This window comes from Enterobacter sp. A103, from assembly GCF_034427535.1.
Lineage (GTDB): Bacteria > Pseudomonadota > Gammaproteobacteria > Enterobacterales > Enterobacteriaceae > Enterobacter > Enterobacter asburiae_B.
Window position 1 is genome coordinate 54,333 of record NZ_JAXQPQ010000012.1, and the last position, 13,848, is coordinate 68,180.

Below are 13,848 nucleotides of genomic sequence, written 5' to 3' on the forward strand. Positions count from 1 at the left end.
GAAATAAAACGGTGACTGCCCTCGCGTTACTGAAGCATCGCGTCTTTTCCCTGGCGAATATCGCGCGGAGACCAGTTAAATTCCCGGCGAAACAGCGTTGAAAAGTGATTGCTGTCGCCAAAACCGCAGCAATAGGCAATATCCGTGACGCTATCGTCGGTATGACGTAAAAGATGACGCGCTTTGATCAGGCGCAGACGGTTAAGGTAGCGTTGCGGCGTCAGTCCGGTGTGCTGTTTAAGCTGGCGATGCAGGGTACGCAACGACAGGGAAAAATCATCCGCAAGGGTTTCCCAGCAGACATCCTCGGCAAAATGATCTTCCAGCCAGGCCAGCAGATGGTTCAGGCGCGCGTTGTTATCTTCCAGCCCTTCCACCAGGCTGCTGCGGCGCAGCAGCACCAGAAGCTGCATAAATAGCAGTTCGCGCGTGGCAATGGCGTGCGTCTCCTGCCAGTCCTCGCTCTTCTCCATCTGGCTCACCAGCTGACGCACCTGCTGCAGGATGGACTGATTCACCCGCCAGTGCGACGGATAGTGTCCGTCTTGCTCCTGGGGCAACAGCTGGCTCAGCCCCGAAAGAAACTGGAACGCGTCCGGGGAACGGTAAAGCACATTCGTCAGATACAGGTTGTCGGTATGTTCATACAGGTGCCGGTCGTGGTCGCGCACGAAGCACACCGTACCGCCGCTGATGGTATAAGGCTGGCCATTGAAAACATGAATACCCGTCCCGCGCTCAACAATCACAATTTCGTGAAAATCATGATGATGCTCCGGGAACGCAGCCTGAGGAAGCCGTGGCTCAATCGCGACAGGCGAACCTCCTGAAGGAAAAAAATCCACGCAGTGCAGTACGGTCATAACGGCCCCCACCAATGAAAAATGTTCTCAAAATAGTAATTAAGGCCTCCCACACTCACCTTCAATTTTTGGCAGTAAACCTCGCAAAAGCTGTCCATTTTTCAAGAAACAGGGGGAAAGATCGGGAAATGCGCTCAGCGTCACACTGCCTGAGCATCCCGTCACTGCTGGAAACTGTGAACGCCCTCACATTCACCTTTGCTTTCTTGCCAGCGCGAGATTTGGCCTGTCAGTGGTGAGAAGGTGACTTTTTCTTCCCTTTTTTACACTCACCGCTAATGACTTAAGAAAGGACCCGACCATGACTTTTCGCCATTGTGTGGCTGTCGATTTAGGCGCATCCAGCGGCCGCGTAATGCTCGCGAGCTGGGACCGTGAGCAGCACGCGCTTTCGCTTCGCGAAATGCACCGTTTCGCCAACTGCCTGCAAAAGCAGGACGGTTTTGATACCTGGGATATCGATGCCCTGGAGGCAGAGATCCGTACCGGACTGAACAACGTCTGCAACGATGGCATTCGCATCGACAGCATCGGCATTGATACCTGGGGCGTGGACTTCGTTCTGCTTGATAGCCATGGCGAGCGCGTCGGCTTGCCGGTTTCTTATCGCGACAGCCGCACCGACGGCCTGATGGCGAACGCTATCGCCCAGCTTGGCAAGGACAACATCTACGGGCGCAGCGGCATTCAGTTTCTGCCGTTTAACACGCTTTATCAGCTGCGTGCTTTGGTCGAGCAACAGCCGGAGCTGGTCGCGGATGTGGCCCATGCGCTGCTGATCCCGGACTACCTGAGCTATCGCCTGACCGGCAACATGAACTGGGAATATACCAACGCCACCACCACGCAGCTGGTCAATATCAACTCGGATAGCTGGGATGAACATCTGCTGGCCTGGACGGGGGCGTCGCCTTCCTGGTTCGGCACACCCACCCATCCGGGTAACGTGATCGGTCACTGGATTTGCCCCCAGGGGAACGCAATCCCCGTCGTTGCCGTCGCCAGCCACGATACCGCCAGCGCGGTAATAGCGTCCCCACTTGCAAGCAAAGACGCGGCTTACCTCTCGTCCGGCACCTGGTCGCTGATGGGCTTTGAGAGCAAAACCCCGTACGCCAACGATGCCGCGATGGCGGCAAATATTACCAACGAAGGCGGTGCCGAAGGCCGCTACCGCGTACTGAAAAACATCATGGGGCTGTGGCTGCTCCAGCGGGTGCTGAAAGAGCAAAACATTACCGACCTGCCCGCGCTTATCGCCGAAACCGAGAAGCTGAAGGCCTGTACGTTCCTGATCAACCCGAACGATGACCGCTTTATCAACCCGGCGCACATGAGCGCCGAAATTCAGGCCGCCTGCGTCGAGGGCGGGCAGCCGGTGCCGTCGAGCCCTTCCGAACTGGCGCGCTGCATTTTTGACAGCCTCGCCCTGCTGTATGCCGACATCCTCAGCGAGCTGGCGAGCCTTCGCGGAAAACCGTTTAGCCAGCTGCATATCGTGGGCGGCGGCTGCCAGAACCAGCTGCTGAACCAGCTCTGCGCCGATGCCTGCGGCATCACCGTGGTGGCGGGCCCCGTGGAGGCCTCCACGCTCGGGAATATCGGCATTCAGCTGATGACCCTGGACGAACTTTCCAGCGTTGACGACTTCCGTTCGGTGGTGGCGGCTAACGCCAGCCTGACCACCTTCACCCCCAATCCCTGCCGTGAAATTGCTCGCTTTCGGGCGCAGTTTCAGCAAAACCGACTGACTAAGGAGCTTTGCGCATGACAACTCAATTAGAACAAGCCTGGGGCCTGGCTAAACAGCGTTTCGCCGCCGTCGGCGTGGATGTCGAAGAGGCGCTGCGCCAGCTCGACCGTCTGCCCGTCTCCATGCACTGCTGGCAGGGCGATGACGTCGCCGGTTTCGAGAATCCAGGCGGTTCCCTGACGGGTGGTATTCAGGCCACCGGTAACTACCCCGGCAAAGCGCGTAACGCGACCGAACTGCGCGCCGACCTGGAGCTGGCGCTGAGCCTGATCCCGGGGCCAAAACGCCTGAACCTGCATGCGATTTACCTCGAATCCGACGAGCCGGTGGCGCGCAATGAAATCAAACCGGAACACTTTAAGAACTGGGTGGAGTGGGCCAAAGCCAACCGGCTGGGCCTGGACTTTAATCCGTCCTGTTTCTCACATCCGCTGAGCGCGGACGGTTTTACCCTCGCCCACGCGGACGACGACATCCGCCAGTTCTGGATCGACCACGTGAAGGCCAGCCGCCGCGTTTCGGCCTATTTCGGCGAGCAGCTCGGCACGCCGTCGGTGATGAACATCTGGATCCCGGACGGCATGAAGGATATCACCGTCGACCGTCTGGCCCCGCGCCAGCGCCTGCTGGCCGCGCTGGATGAGGCCATCAGCGAGAAGCTGGACCCGGCGCACCACATCGACGCCGTAGAGAGCAAGCTGTTCGGCATTGGCGCCGAGAACTACACCGTGGGCTCGAACGAGTTCTACATGGGTTACGCCACCAGCCGCCAGACCGCGCTGTGTCTGGATGCCGGCCACTTCCACCCGACCGAGGTGATCTCCGACAAAATCTCCGCCGCCATGCTCTACGTGCCGCGCCTGCTGCTGCACGTCAGCCGTCCGGTACGCTGGGACAGCGATCACGTGGTGCTGCTGGATGACGAAACCCAGGCGATTGCCAGCGAAATCATCCGTCACGACCTCTTTGACCGCGTACACATCGGCCTCGACTTCTTCGATGCCTCCATCAACCGCATCGCAGCGTGGGTTATCGGCACCCGCAACATGAAGAAAGCCCTGCTGCGCGCGCTGCTGGAGCCTGTCGCCGCGCTGAAACAGCTGGAGGCTAACGGCGACTACACCGCCCGTCTGGCGCTGCTGGAAGAGCAGAAATCCCTGCCGTGGCAGGCGGTGTGGGAGATGTACTGTCAGCGTAACGACGCCCCGGCGGGCAGCCAGTGGCTGGACAACGTGCGGGCATACGAGAAAGACGTGTTGAGTCAGCGCGGGTAATTTTGCCCTCACCCTAACCCTCTCCCACAGGGAGAGGGAACTTTTACCCCCTCTCCCTGTGGGAGAGGGCCGGGGTGAGGGTTCAACCTCACCGCGATAACTGGAAAATGAAGACTATGCAGACCATCACCACTTCCTGGTTCGTCCAGGGCATGATCAAAGCCACCTCCGACGCCTGGCTGAAAGGCTGGGACGAGCGCAACGGCGGCAACCTGACGCTGCGCCTGGACGACGCGGATATTGAACCGTTCGCGGCCGATTTCCACCAGAAGCCGCGCTATATCGCGCTGAGCCAGCCGATGCCGCTGCTCGCCAACACGCCGTTTATCGTCACCGGTTCCGGCAAGTTCTTCCGTAACGTCCAGCTCGACCCGGAGGCCAACCTCGGCGTGGTGAAAGTGGACAGCGACGGCGCGGGCTACCACATTCTGTGGGGCCTGACCGACGAGGCGGTGCCCACCTCCGAACTGCCGGCGCACTTCCTCTCCCACTGCGAGCGCATCAGGGCAACGAACGGCAAAGACCGCGTGATCATGCACTGCCACGCCACCAACCTGATCGCCCTGACCTACGTGCTGGAAAACAGCGCCGACTTCATCACCCGCAAGCTGTGGGAAGGCAGTACCGAGTGTCTGGTGGTGTTCCCGGACGGCGTGGGCATTCTGCCGTGGATGGTGCCGGGTACCGACGAAATCGGCCAGGCAACCGCCGTTGATATGCAAAAACATGCTCTGGTGCTGTGGCCGTTCCACGGCGTGTTCGGCAGCGGCCCAACGCTGGATGAAACCTTTGGCCTGATCGACACCGCCGAGAAATCAGCGGAAGTGCTGGTGAAGGTGTACTCCATGGGCGGCATGAAGCAGACCATTTCCCGGGAAGAACTCATCGCCCTCGGCAAGCGCTTTGGCGTTAGCCCGCTGCAATCCGCGCTGGATTTGTACGCATAACGCCTTCGCAGGACAAACGTTGATCGTTAAGGAGAATTATCATGAGCTTTATGTTGGCACTTCCAAAAATCAGCCTTCACGGCGCGGGCGCAATCGGCGATATGGTTAACCTGGTTGCGAACAAGCAGTGGGGAAAAGCGCTGATTGTCACCGACGGCCAGCTGGTGAAGCTGGGCCTGCTCGACAGCCTGTTTACCGCGCTGGACGCCCATCAGATGTCGTATCACCTGTTCGATGAGGTGTTCCCGAACCCGACGGAAGCGCTGGTGCAGAAAGGCTATGCGGCATACCGGGACGCGGAGTGTGATTACGTGATTGCCTTCGGCGGCGGCAGCCCGATTGATACCGCCAAGGCGATCAAAATCCTCACCGCCAACCCCGGCCCGTCAACCGATTATTCCGGCGTCGGCAAGGTGAAAAATGCGGGCGTGCCGCTGGTGGCAATTAATACCACCGCAGGCACGGCGGCGGAGATGACCAGCAATGCAGTGATCGTCAACTCCGCGCGGCAGGTGAAAGAGGTGATTATCGACCCGAACATCATCCCGGACATCGCCGTAGACGATGCCAGCGTGATGCTCGATATTCCCGCCTCCGTGACCGCCGCAACCGGTATGGATGCCCTGACCCATGCCATTGAAGCCTACGTATCCGTTGGCGCGCACCCGCTCACCGACGCCAACGCGCTGGAAGCAATTCGCCTGATCAACCTGTGGCTGCCGGAAGCGGTCGAAGACGGTCATAACCTTGAGGCGCGCGAGCAGATGGCGTTTGGTCAGTATCTGGCGGGCATGGCGTTTAACAGTGCAGGTCTCGGCCTTGTGCATGCCCTGGCGCACCAGCCGGGCGCGACGCACAACCTGCCGCACGGCGTGTGCAACGCCATCCTGCTGCCGATCGTTGAAAGCTTTAACCGCCCGAACGCAATTGCGCGTTTTGCCCGCGTGGCGCAGGCGATGGGCGTCGATACCCGCGGCATGAGCGATGAAGCCGCCAGCATGTCCGCCATTCAGGCGATTCGCGACCTGAGCGCTCGCGTCGGCATCCCTGCGGGCTTTAGCCAGCTCGGCGTGACCAAAGCCGATATTGAAGGCTGGCTGGATAAAGCGCTCGCCGATCCGTGTGCGCCATGCAATCCGCGCGCCGCCAGCCGTGATGAGGTCCGCGAGCTGTACCTGGAGGCACTATGATCCGCAAAGCCTTTATGATGCAGGTCAACCCGGACGCGCACGAGGAGTACGCGCGTCGACACAATCCGATCTGGCCGGAGCTGGAAAAGGTGTTGAAAGACCACGGCGCACACCACTACGCCATTTATCTCGATAGGGCCCGCAGCCTGCTGTTTGCGACTGTAGAGATTGAATCGGAGGAGCGCTGGAGCGCGGTAGCCAATACCGACGTCTGCCAGCGCTGGTGGAAACATATGGGCGACGTCATGCCGTCGAACCCGGATAACAGCCCGGTGAGTACCGAGCTGAAAGAAGTCTTTTACCTGGACTGATGTGTTAACGCTGCTGCCCCCGCGGCGGCGGCGATCTCCTGCCTGCTGCTCAGCGTAAACGCCGACACCACCGTAATCGCCAGCACGAAACAGCCCAGCATCAGATACGTCTCCTGGAAGCCGATCCGGTCATACATATTCCCGGCAAAAGCGGAAAGGAAAATGGCCGCCGACTGCTTGGCGAACTGGAAGCCGATCAGATAGATAGTCGCTGACAGTCGGGTATCAAACACCCCGGTGATGTACTTAAATGCGCCCACCAGCAGGAACGGGACTTCCAGCGCGTGCAGCATCTTGAGGGCAATCACCTCCACGGCGGTGGTGGCGAACGATGAGCCGATAATGCGCGTCGCCATAATCACCCCGGCGATCAGCAGCGTGTTCTTCGCGCCGATGCGGTTAATGATCCACGGCGAGCAAAACATAATGATGGCGTTACAGATTTCCCCCGCAGTCGTTGCGAAACCAAAGGCGCGGGTCCCTTCCTGCGGTGTGGCGAAGAAGGTTTTAAAGAAGGTGGCAAACTGCTGGTCGAAAACGTCATACACGCAGGCCACGCCAATTACATAGAGGATAAACATCCACATTCTGCGCTGGCGGAACAGGTTGAACACGGTTTTGGCGGTGATTTGCGGCTGGTTCGCGCCCAGGGCATCCATGACCTGCGCCGTCTGGTTGGGCTTTGGCTTCGCCACCACCAGCAGCAGCATCAGCAGCAATGCCGCTCCCGATCCCATCCAGAAAACGTACGACGGATCGATGCCGAACAGGATGCCGCCCGTTGAGGCGCACAAGCCCCAGCCGAGGCAGCCAAACATCCGCGCCTTGCCGTACTCAAAGAAGCTGTTGCGGCTCACGCGCTCAATGTAGGCCTCAATCGCCCCCGATCCGGCCGAGAAGACAAAACCGATATACAGCCCGCCGCTCAGCGCGCCCAGCCAGATATTGGCTTTCAGCAGCGGCGCGAAGACGTACAGGAAGAACGGCGCGAACAGAAACAGCAGCACCGCGATGATCCACAGAAGGTGTTTTTTCAGCCCCAGCTTGTCCGAAATTACGCCCAGCACTGGCTGGAAGGCGATAGCCGACAGCGAGATGCAGGAGAAGACAATCCCGGTGTGGGTTTTATTCAGGCCGATGATGTCCGACAGCCAAATCGGCAGGAACGGAAAGCAGGTGGCCATGATGAAGAAGTAGAGAAAGAAGAACAGTCCAAAGATCCAGAAGTTAGGGTTGTCTTTGTGGGTACAGGTTGTTGTGTTCATTATTTTTATCCTCAACGGAGGGCCGGTTCCCCGGCCCGTCACCCTTACACGCGTTCGACGCCAATCAGAATGGCGGTTTCCGGTTCCAGAATCGGCAGCGCAATGCCCGCCTGCATCAGCCACTCGCCGCTCACCGTTTGCGGCGTTTCCATCCACACCGGCAGCTTGCGCATGGTGTGCCCTCCCTCGCCCGTAATCTGAATATTCGGGTGATCGAGCAGCGTGACGCGGTACCGCGCGCTGGCCTCCAGCCCCGCCATGCGCAGCGGCATCATCAGGCTGTAGTCCGGCATCGCGAGCTGGCTGACCATAAACAGCCCCTGCGCCTTATCTTCGCTAACAATACCCTGCGCCAGCGTGGTGGCGTCCGGCATATCAATTCGCCACTGGGTGCCGTGGTGAATGACCTCCCGCCACTGCTTGTGCAGCGCGGCGTAATGGCGATAGCCTTCGCGCTCCCGTGCGTCCACGGTGAGCGGATCCAGCTCCAGCCCCATATGGCCAAACAGAGCCGTCAGCCCGCGAAACTGGATGCTATGCTGGCGGAAGGTGGCGTGGCATTGATGATGACCGATATGCGCGCCCATCACCTCCGGCGGGAAGAAGTAGCTCATGCCGCGCTGGATGGTGCTGCGCTCCAGCGCGTCGTTGTTGTCGGACGCCCAGAAGCGGTGGCTGCGGGTCAGTACCTCATAATCAATGCGACCGCCGCCGGAGGAGCAGGATTCAAACTCAATATGCGGGAAGCGCTCGCCCAGCACGTCCAGCAGGCGGTAAAACTGACGGGTCTGGGCGTCGGCGGCGGCTTTACCGTTGTGTCCAGGCTGCACCAGCTCGCGGTTCATGTCCCACTTTACGTAGTCGACCGCATGCTCGCCCAGCAGCCAGCTCATGCGCTCTACCAGGTAATCAAAGGCCTCCGGGATGCTGAGATTGAGCACCAGCTGGTGTCGTCCGGTCGCCCGGGGATAGCCCGGCAGCGCCAGTACCCAGTCAGGATGCGCACGGTACAAATCTGAATCCGGGTTGATCATCTCCGGCTCAACCCAGATGCCAAACTCCATGCCGAGCCGTTTGACGTGGTCGATCACCGGCGTCAGGCCGTTCGGGTATTTTTTCTCGTCCAGATACCAGTCGCCCAGCGCGGCATGGTCGTCGTTACGGCCTTTGAACCAGCCGTCATCAATGATGAAACGCTCCACGCCCAGCGCGGCAGCCTCGTCGGCCATGCGCTTAATGTAGTCCGGATCGTGGTTGAAGTAGATCCCTTCCCAGGTATTGAGGTGCACCGGGCGCGGTTTGTTTTCCGGGAAGCGGATGACGTTGTTGCGCAGGTAGCGATGAAACGGCTGGCTCATGCCGTTCAGGCCCCGCGTGGAGTAGCTGGCGTACAGGCGCGGCGTCCAGAGCGTATCGCCCTCCTCAACCGCCATTTCACCCGGCAGGTAGAGCGCTTCGGCCTGAAGATAGCGACGACCGTCGGTTTTCGCTTCCGCGCGCAGGCGGTGATTACCGCTCCAGCCCAGATGCACGCCCCAGACGTCGCCCTGCATTTCGCTGAACGACGGCGTACCGGCAATCAGCGCCGGGAAGTGCTCGTGGGAGGTTTTACCCCGACGGTTTTCAATCACGAAGCTGTCGTGTTCAAGCTTTACGCGGTGCGGCTGAAACTCTCTGATCCAGCGTCCGTGGAAGGCCATCACCTCCTGCGCGCGCTCGGCCACCGGCAGCGTGACGGCGAAACGGTCCACCTGCCAGGGGATCGCTTTCAGGTTCGTTAAACCGTGACGAACCACCAGCACGCCGCTGGCATCCAGCACCAGCTCGCTGGTCAGGCGCAAGCCCGCATGCTCATCTTCGGCGGTAATGGTCAGGGTGTTTACGTCCTGATGCACCTGCGTGGTTTTGAACACCGGGGAACCGTCCAGCCCCTGGCGATGACCCTCAATGCCAGGCGAACCAAACAGACCATGCCCCAGCTCGGCCATCAGCGTGACCGGGGAGTCGACGTCAAGCCTGCCGTTGGCAACAGGACGTGCGAGCATAGCAACATCCTGAGGCGAAAAGTGCTGAAGGTGAGGCCCCCAGTAGAGAATTTCGGCGAACGGATGGGTTTTGATCACCACGTCTACCGTCGTGGTTTCGAGTCGTAAAACGGGATCTTGCATCAGACATCTCCTGTCATCGGGATGATCTGAGTGTTGATCCGAAACGTTTCGGATACAAACCAAAACGTTTCGGTTCTGTGATCGGGTTTAAAATTTTGCGGTATTTAGGCCGTCTGGCCCGGAGAGAATTCAGGCTGCCAGAGCACCTGAAGCTGTTCAATATCGTCGCCGTTAATCAGCTGACGCACCATATCGGCAATCTGTTTCCCGACGCCCTGACGGGTGGATTGGATCACCGACGCCACCTCAATATCAACGATGCTGTCCTGCGGCAGGCCGTCATAGACCACCAGCGAGACGGCGTTGTCGCCGGATAAACGCCCCAGCTGCGCCAGCGCCATCGCCGCGCCGTCACCGTGGGTGTTGCAGTCGGTGATGATGGCCGTTGGCGGCTGCGGCAGGGCAAGCAGTTCTTTCGTGGTGGCATACCCGACGCGGCGCGAAGGCGGCATGGCGCGCAGCCATTCGCTGGAAAGCCCGGCTTCCCGCAGGGCGTCGAGATAACCCTGACGGCGCTGGGTGATAAATGCCTGATTGTTGCTTTCGCCAAGTAGCGCGATACGCTTATGGCCTTTCTCGATCAGCCAGCGGGTCGCCTGCCAGGTACCGGCATAGTTGTCGAAGTCAAACCACGCATACGGCTGCGGGAGGTGGCTGCGCCCAAGCGCCAGGAAAGGAAAACCGGCGGCCTGAAGCTGCACAAGACGCGGATCGTGATCCAGCGTGTGCGCCACGATCAGCGCGTCGACGCGTCGGCTTTGTACCATGCGCATATAGCTGTGCTTATCCGCCAGATCGTCGTCGGCGATGAGCAATAAGTCGATCTCATGTCGCGCCAGTTCATGGCTAATTTCGCCGACCATGTCCATAAATACGCTGTTATTGAGTGGAACAGGATGTACGGGAAACACCAGCCCGACGGCGTCAATTTTGCCCATCTTCAGGCGGCGGGCGAAGGTGTTCGGTCGGTAACCACGGCGCTGAGCCTCAGCTTCCACGCGTGCGCGCGTCTCGGCGGAGACGTCGTCATATCCGTTGAGGGCGCGGCTGACGGTGGTGACTGACAGCCCCAGTTCTTTAGCAATGGCTTTAAGCGACATGAGTTTCCGTATCTCTGTTAATTTTGTTCCGCCACTAGCAGCGCGTGCGTATCCGGCTCCAGCGCCTTAAAGATATGCGGCAGATCGGCGGGATAACAGATGTAATCTCCCGGGCCGAGTTCTTCCGCCGCGTCGATCAGGCCGACTAACGCGCGCCCCTGCGTCACAATAATATGTTCAACGGACCCCGGCGGATGCGGCTGGGAAATGCGGTCTGCGCCCGGCTGGGTAAGCAGGAGGTATACGTCGCGTCGCGCGCCAGGCGGACATGCCGCCAGCAGTATCGCCTCGTAGTTGGCCTGTCCGGCAACGACCTTCGTACCTTCACCACGACGGATCACCTGAGTGGTAGGCTGCTGTGGTTCAAGCAGGCGGGCAAAAGGAATATCCAGCGCCACGCAAAGCGACCACAGCGTTTCGAGGCTAGGGTTACCGTTGCCTGACTCTAGCTGAGAAAGCGTGGATTTTGCGATCCCGGCACGGCGAGCGATTTCCGCCAGTGAAAGCCCGGTTCGCAGGCGTTCTCGCACCAGGCTTTTGGCGATTACGCTGATTGGCTGCGTCATAAAACGGCCTCTTTGTTCTTTAAATCGAACGAATCGTTCATCTTGAAAAACACTTCTGTTGCGTTCATTATAATGGATACCCGTTCGATATGGCTAAAAATGTATGAAGCATCATCTCTCTTGCCTGAAAGGCGACACCATAAAAGCAATCATCCTGGTCTGCCTCGCGGTCGGCGTGGTCGGGATGTCATACGGCTCCCTGGCGATGGCCTACGGTTTCCCGGTCTGGGTACCGTTTTTACTCTCCATCACCGTACTCGCGGGCGCGTCAGAGTTTATGTTTATTGGCATCGTGGCAAGCGGCGGTAACCCGCTGGCGGCCGCAGCCGCGGGGTTGCTGGTCAACGCGCGGCACGTGCCGTTTGGCGTGACGGTGCGTGAGCTGGTCGGCAAACGCGGCCTGAGCCTGTTGGGCTGCCACATCATGAATGACGAAAGCGTGGTGTTTGGCCTGTCGCAGAAAACGCCCGAACAGCGCAAAGCGGCGTACTGGCTATGTGGTTTAGGCGTGGCGATTGTCTGGCCGCTGGGGGCCCTGCTGGGCGCCATGGTCGGCAAGCTGCTGCCGGACCCGGAAACCATTGGCCTGGATGCGGTATTCCCGGCCATATTGCTGGCGCTGGTGGTTCCCGCGTTTAAAAACCGTACCACGCTGATCCGCGCCTGCAGCGGCGCCGCGCTGTCACTGGCCGCCGTGCCGTTTGCCCCGGTGGGATTACCGGTGCTGCTCTCCTTACTGGGTCTCGCTGCGAGGAAAAAATAATGGGAAATATGACGTTTTTTATTCTCGGCATCGCCATTTTGTCTGCGGGAACGTATCTGATGCGTCTTGGCGGGGCGAAACTGGGCAGCAGGCTGGCATTGTCAGAGCGTTCACAGGCGCTGCTGTCAGATGCGGCAACGGTATTGCTGTTTTCCGTGGCGCTGGCGACCACGTTTTATGAAGGTGACCACTTTGCCGGCATGGCGCGCGTGCTGGGCGTGGCGTTTGCGGTATTTCTGGCCTGGCGAAAGATGCCGTTAATTGTGGTGATCGTGGCGGCGGCAGTGGTAACCGCGCTCCTGCGCGTGGCGGGCATAAACTAAAAAAGCGCCCCGGGGGCGCTCTTTCGACGGTGTGACAGCTTATTTAGTCAGTTCAGCAGTCATGTGTACGCGGTTACCTGAGAACGCCTGGGTAATTTTGTAAGATGATGCGCCAGCATCCTGAGCCTGAGCCGCGATTTTAGCTTCTGCGCCATCAATGGTAGAGGCGGTAGCGGTCACGGTCTGTGCAGCGAAAGAACCGAAAGAAGTAGCCAGAGCGATTACAGCGACAAAAGTTTTGATGCTTTTCATGATATAAACCCTTTCATTAAGTTGTTTAGGTAAGGCACCGTGCCTTGATGAGATAAATACTAGGCCTCATCTCGAACAACTAAAAGCGGAAGGATTTGCTATTATCATTCAAAATTATTGATTAACAATTAATCGCTGCGGATGGGTATAAATCGTCGCCCTTCCCGGCTTGCAGAAGCCCACCAGCGTCAGGTTGCAGCGTTCCGCCACCTCCACCGCCAGCGTGGTCGCCGCCGACACCGCGAACAGAATTTCCACACCGCANCGTCAGGTTGCAGCGTTCCGCCACCTCCACCGCCAGCGTGGTCGCCGCCGACACCGCGAACAGAATTTCCACACCGCACATCGCCGATTTTTGCACCATCTCATAGCTGGCGCGGCTGGAAACGAGTGCCGCCCCCTGCATCCAGACAGCACTTTCACGCGCACGGCGACCGAGCAGCTTGTCCAGCGCCACGTGGCGGCCCACGTCCTCGTGGCCCCCGGCAATATCGCCCGACGGCAACACCCATGCCGCCGCATGCGTGCAGCCGCTCAGCTGGCCGATGGGCTGTACATCGTTCAGGTGCTCGAGCGCATGGTCGAGGTGAGCCAGATTAAAGGTCTGAGTAAACGGCAGTGGCGCAACGGGTTTGCCAATATCATTGAGCTGCTCAACGCCACACACGCCGCAGCCGGTACGCCCGGCCAGCGCGCGGCGGCGCTCTTTCAGCCCCATAAAGCGGCGGCTGGAGAGTTCGATTTGCACTTCAAGGCCGTTGCAAGCCTGCACCACGTCCATGCCGTAGATCTCCTGCGGATGGTCAATGATGCCTTCCGAGAGGGAAAAACCGATGGCGAACAGCTCGAGATCTTTCGGCGAGGCCATCATCACCACATGGGAGATACCGTTGTAAACGAGCGCAACGGGCACCTCTTCCGCCAGAAAATCCGGCGTGGCATGGGTAATGTGGGGCGGTCTGTGTACCGACAGTTCCACAATGCCCGCAGGCAGGGGGGACGAGTGGGGAGCACGGTTTTGTTTAGACACAGCGGTATTCCTGAACAACCACGGAGGTGAGCCTGCTATTGCA

The 13,848-nt window shown here is 59.3% G+C and carries 13 protein-coding genes and 1 pseudogene; 7 read left to right on the forward strand and 7 right to left on the reverse strand.

All coding sequences use genetic code 11. The annotated features are described in order from the left end of the window. Positions 1–26: 26 nt before the first annotated feature. Positions 27–863, reverse strand: coding sequence for an HTH-type transcriptional activator RhaS (gene rhaS, locus SPH27_RS20780; RefSeq protein WP_048981012.1), 837 nt, complete (start codon positions 861–863; stop codon positions 27–29). A gap of 301 nt (positions 864–1,164) precedes the next feature. On the opposite strand from rhaS, the gene rhaB reads away from it, so the two are divergent. The 5 genes from rhaB (at position 1,165) to rhaM (ending at position 6,338) form a co-directional block, all read left to right on the forward strand. Next, positions 1,165–2,634: a rhamnulokinase gene (gene rhaB / locus SPH27_RS20785; protein ID WP_182072187.1), complete on the forward strand. Its 1,470-nt coding sequence runs from the start codon at positions 1,165–1,167 to the stop codon at positions 2,632–2,634. Next, positions 2,631–3,890, forward strand: a complete 1,260-nt coding sequence (rhaA, locus tag SPH27_RS20790) for an L-rhamnose isomerase (RefSeq protein ID WP_182072189.1) — start codon at positions 2,631–2,633, stop codon at positions 3,888–3,890. The genes rhaB and rhaA overlap by 4 nt, the downstream gene beginning before the upstream one ends. A gap of 116 nt (positions 3,891–4,006) precedes the next feature. Then, positions 4,007–4,837, forward strand: coding sequence for a rhamnulose-1-phosphate aldolase (rhaD, locus tag SPH27_RS20795; RefSeq protein ID WP_047059155.1), 831 nt, complete (start codon positions 4,007–4,009; stop codon positions 4,835–4,837). Between the two features lie 41 nt (positions 4,838–4,878). After that, positions 4,879–6,027 carry a lactaldehyde reductase gene (gene fucO / locus SPH27_RS20800; protein ID WP_048976989.1) on the forward strand — a complete coding sequence of 383 codons (1,149 nt, stop codon included), beginning with the start codon at positions 4,879–4,881 and terminating at the stop codon, positions 6,025–6,027. Beyond that, on the forward strand, positions 6,024–6,338 hold the full coding sequence (gene rhaM, locus SPH27_RS20805; protein WP_048976990.1) for an L-rhamnose mutarotase: 315 nt from the start codon (positions 6,024–6,026) through the stop codon (positions 6,336–6,338). Before fucO ends, rhaM begins: the two co-directional genes overlap by 4 nt. Here the strand turns inward: rhaM and SPH27_RS20810 are convergent. The 4 genes from SPH27_RS20810 to SPH27_RS20825 form a co-directional block, all read right to left on the reverse strand. Next, positions 6,326–7,603 carry an MFS transporter gene (locus tag SPH27_RS20810; RefSeq protein ID WP_045888507.1) on the reverse strand — a complete coding sequence of 426 codons (1,278 nt, stop codon included), beginning with the start codon at positions 7,601–7,603 and terminating at the stop codon, positions 6,326–6,328. The two genes, rhaM and SPH27_RS20810, sit on opposite strands and share 13 nt — an antisense overlap. A gap of 44 nt (positions 7,604–7,647) precedes the next feature. Then, on the reverse strand, positions 7,648–9,771 hold the full coding sequence (locus SPH27_RS20815; RefSeq protein ID WP_182072191.1) for an alpha-galactosidase: 2,124 nt from the start codon (positions 9,769–9,771) through the stop codon (positions 7,648–7,650). Positions 9,772–9,875: 104 nt separating this feature from the next. Then, positions 9,876–10,871 (reverse strand): LacI family DNA-binding transcriptional regulator, encoded by a 996-nt coding sequence (locus SPH27_RS20820; RefSeq protein ID WP_182072193.1) that lies wholly within the window; start codon positions 10,869–10,871, stop codon positions 9,876–9,878. Positions 10,872–10,888: 17 nt separating this feature from the next. Then, complete coding sequence (locus SPH27_RS20825; RefSeq protein WP_033146956.1) at positions 10,889–11,437, reverse strand: helix-turn-helix domain-containing protein; 549 nt, start codon at positions 11,435–11,437, stop codon at positions 10,889–10,891. 103 nt (positions 11,438–11,540) lie between these two features. On the opposite strand from SPH27_RS20825, the gene SPH27_RS20830 reads away from it, so the two are divergent. Both SPH27_RS20830 and SPH27_RS20835 read left to right on the forward strand, forming a co-directional pair. Continuing rightward, the gene (locus tag SPH27_RS20830) at positions 11,541–12,200 is read left to right on the forward strand and encodes an AzlC family ABC transporter permease (protein WP_048981027.1); all 660 of its coding nucleotides are present in this window, start codon (positions 11,541–11,543) and stop codon (positions 12,198–12,200) included. Further along, a complete protein-coding gene (locus SPH27_RS20835; protein WP_033146957.1) occupies positions 12,200–12,523 on the forward strand; it encodes an AzlD domain-containing protein in 324 nt (107 codons plus the stop codon). Before SPH27_RS20830 ends, SPH27_RS20835 begins: the two co-directional genes overlap by 1 nt. A 39-nt stretch (positions 12,524–12,562) precedes the next feature. Here SPH27_RS20835 and SPH27_RS20840 read toward each other — a convergent pair whose 3' ends face one another. Together SPH27_RS20840 and fdhD are read right to left on the reverse strand one after the other, a co-directional pair. Further along, a complete protein-coding gene (locus SPH27_RS20840) occupies positions 12,563–12,775 on the reverse strand; it encodes a DUF1471 domain-containing protein (RefSeq protein ID WP_033146958.1) in 213 nt (70 codons plus the stop codon). Between the two features lie 114 nt (positions 12,776–12,889). Beyond that, positions 12,890–13,757: pseudogene (gene fdhD / locus SPH27_RS20845) on the reverse strand (formate dehydrogenase accessory sulfurtransferase FdhD). Positions 13,758–13,848 lie beyond the last annotated feature (91 nt).

What these genes read in the sequence shown, in the direction of transcription:
- rhaS (WP_048981012.1), bottom strand. Translation starts at nt 863, where the DNA reads ATGACCGTACTGCACTGCGTGGATTTTTTTCCTTCAGGAGGTTCGCCT.
- rhaB (WP_182072187.1), top strand. Translation starts at nt 1,165, where the DNA reads ATGACTTTTCGCCATTGTGTGGCTGTCGATTTAGGCGCATCCAGCGGC.
- rhaA (WP_182072189.1), top strand. Translation starts at nt 2,631, where the DNA reads ATGACAACTCAATTAGAACAAGCCTGGGGCCTGGCTAAACAGCGTTTC.
- rhaD (WP_047059155.1), top strand. Translation starts at nt 4,007, where the DNA reads ATGCAGACCATCACCACTTCCTGGTTCGTCCAGGGCATGATCAAAGCC.
- fucO (WP_048976989.1), top strand. Translation starts at nt 4,879, where the DNA reads ATGAGCTTTATGTTGGCACTTCCAAAAATCAGCCTTCACGGCGCGGGC.
- rhaM (WP_048976990.1), top strand. Translation starts at nt 6,024, where the DNA reads ATGATCCGCAAAGCCTTTATGATGCAGGTCAACCCGGACGCGCACGAG.
- SPH27_RS20810 (WP_045888507.1), bottom strand. Translation starts at nt 7,603, where the DNA reads ATGAACACAACAACCTGTACCCACAAAGACAACCCTAACTTCTGGATC.
- SPH27_RS20815 (WP_182072191.1), bottom strand. Translation starts at nt 9,771, where the DNA reads ATGCAAGATCCCGTTTTACGACTCGAAACCACGACGGTAGACGTGGTG.
- SPH27_RS20820 (WP_182072193.1), bottom strand. Translation starts at nt 10,871, where the DNA reads ATGTCGCTTAAAGCCATTGCTAAAGAACTGGGGCTGTCAGTCACCACC.
- SPH27_RS20825 (WP_033146956.1), bottom strand. Translation starts at nt 11,437, where the DNA reads ATGACGCAGCCAATCAGCGTAATCGCCAAAAGCCTGGTGCGAGAACGC.
- SPH27_RS20830 (WP_048981027.1), top strand. Translation starts at nt 11,541, where the DNA reads ATGAAGCATCATCTCTCTTGCCTGAAAGGCGACACCATAAAAGCAATC.
- SPH27_RS20835 (WP_033146957.1), top strand. Translation starts at nt 12,200, where the DNA reads ATGGGAAATATGACGTTTTTTATTCTCGGCATCGCCATTTTGTCTGCG.
- SPH27_RS20840 (WP_033146958.1), bottom strand. Translation starts at nt 12,775, where the DNA reads ATGAAAAGCATCAAAACTTTTGTCGCTGTAATCGCTCTGGCTACTTCT.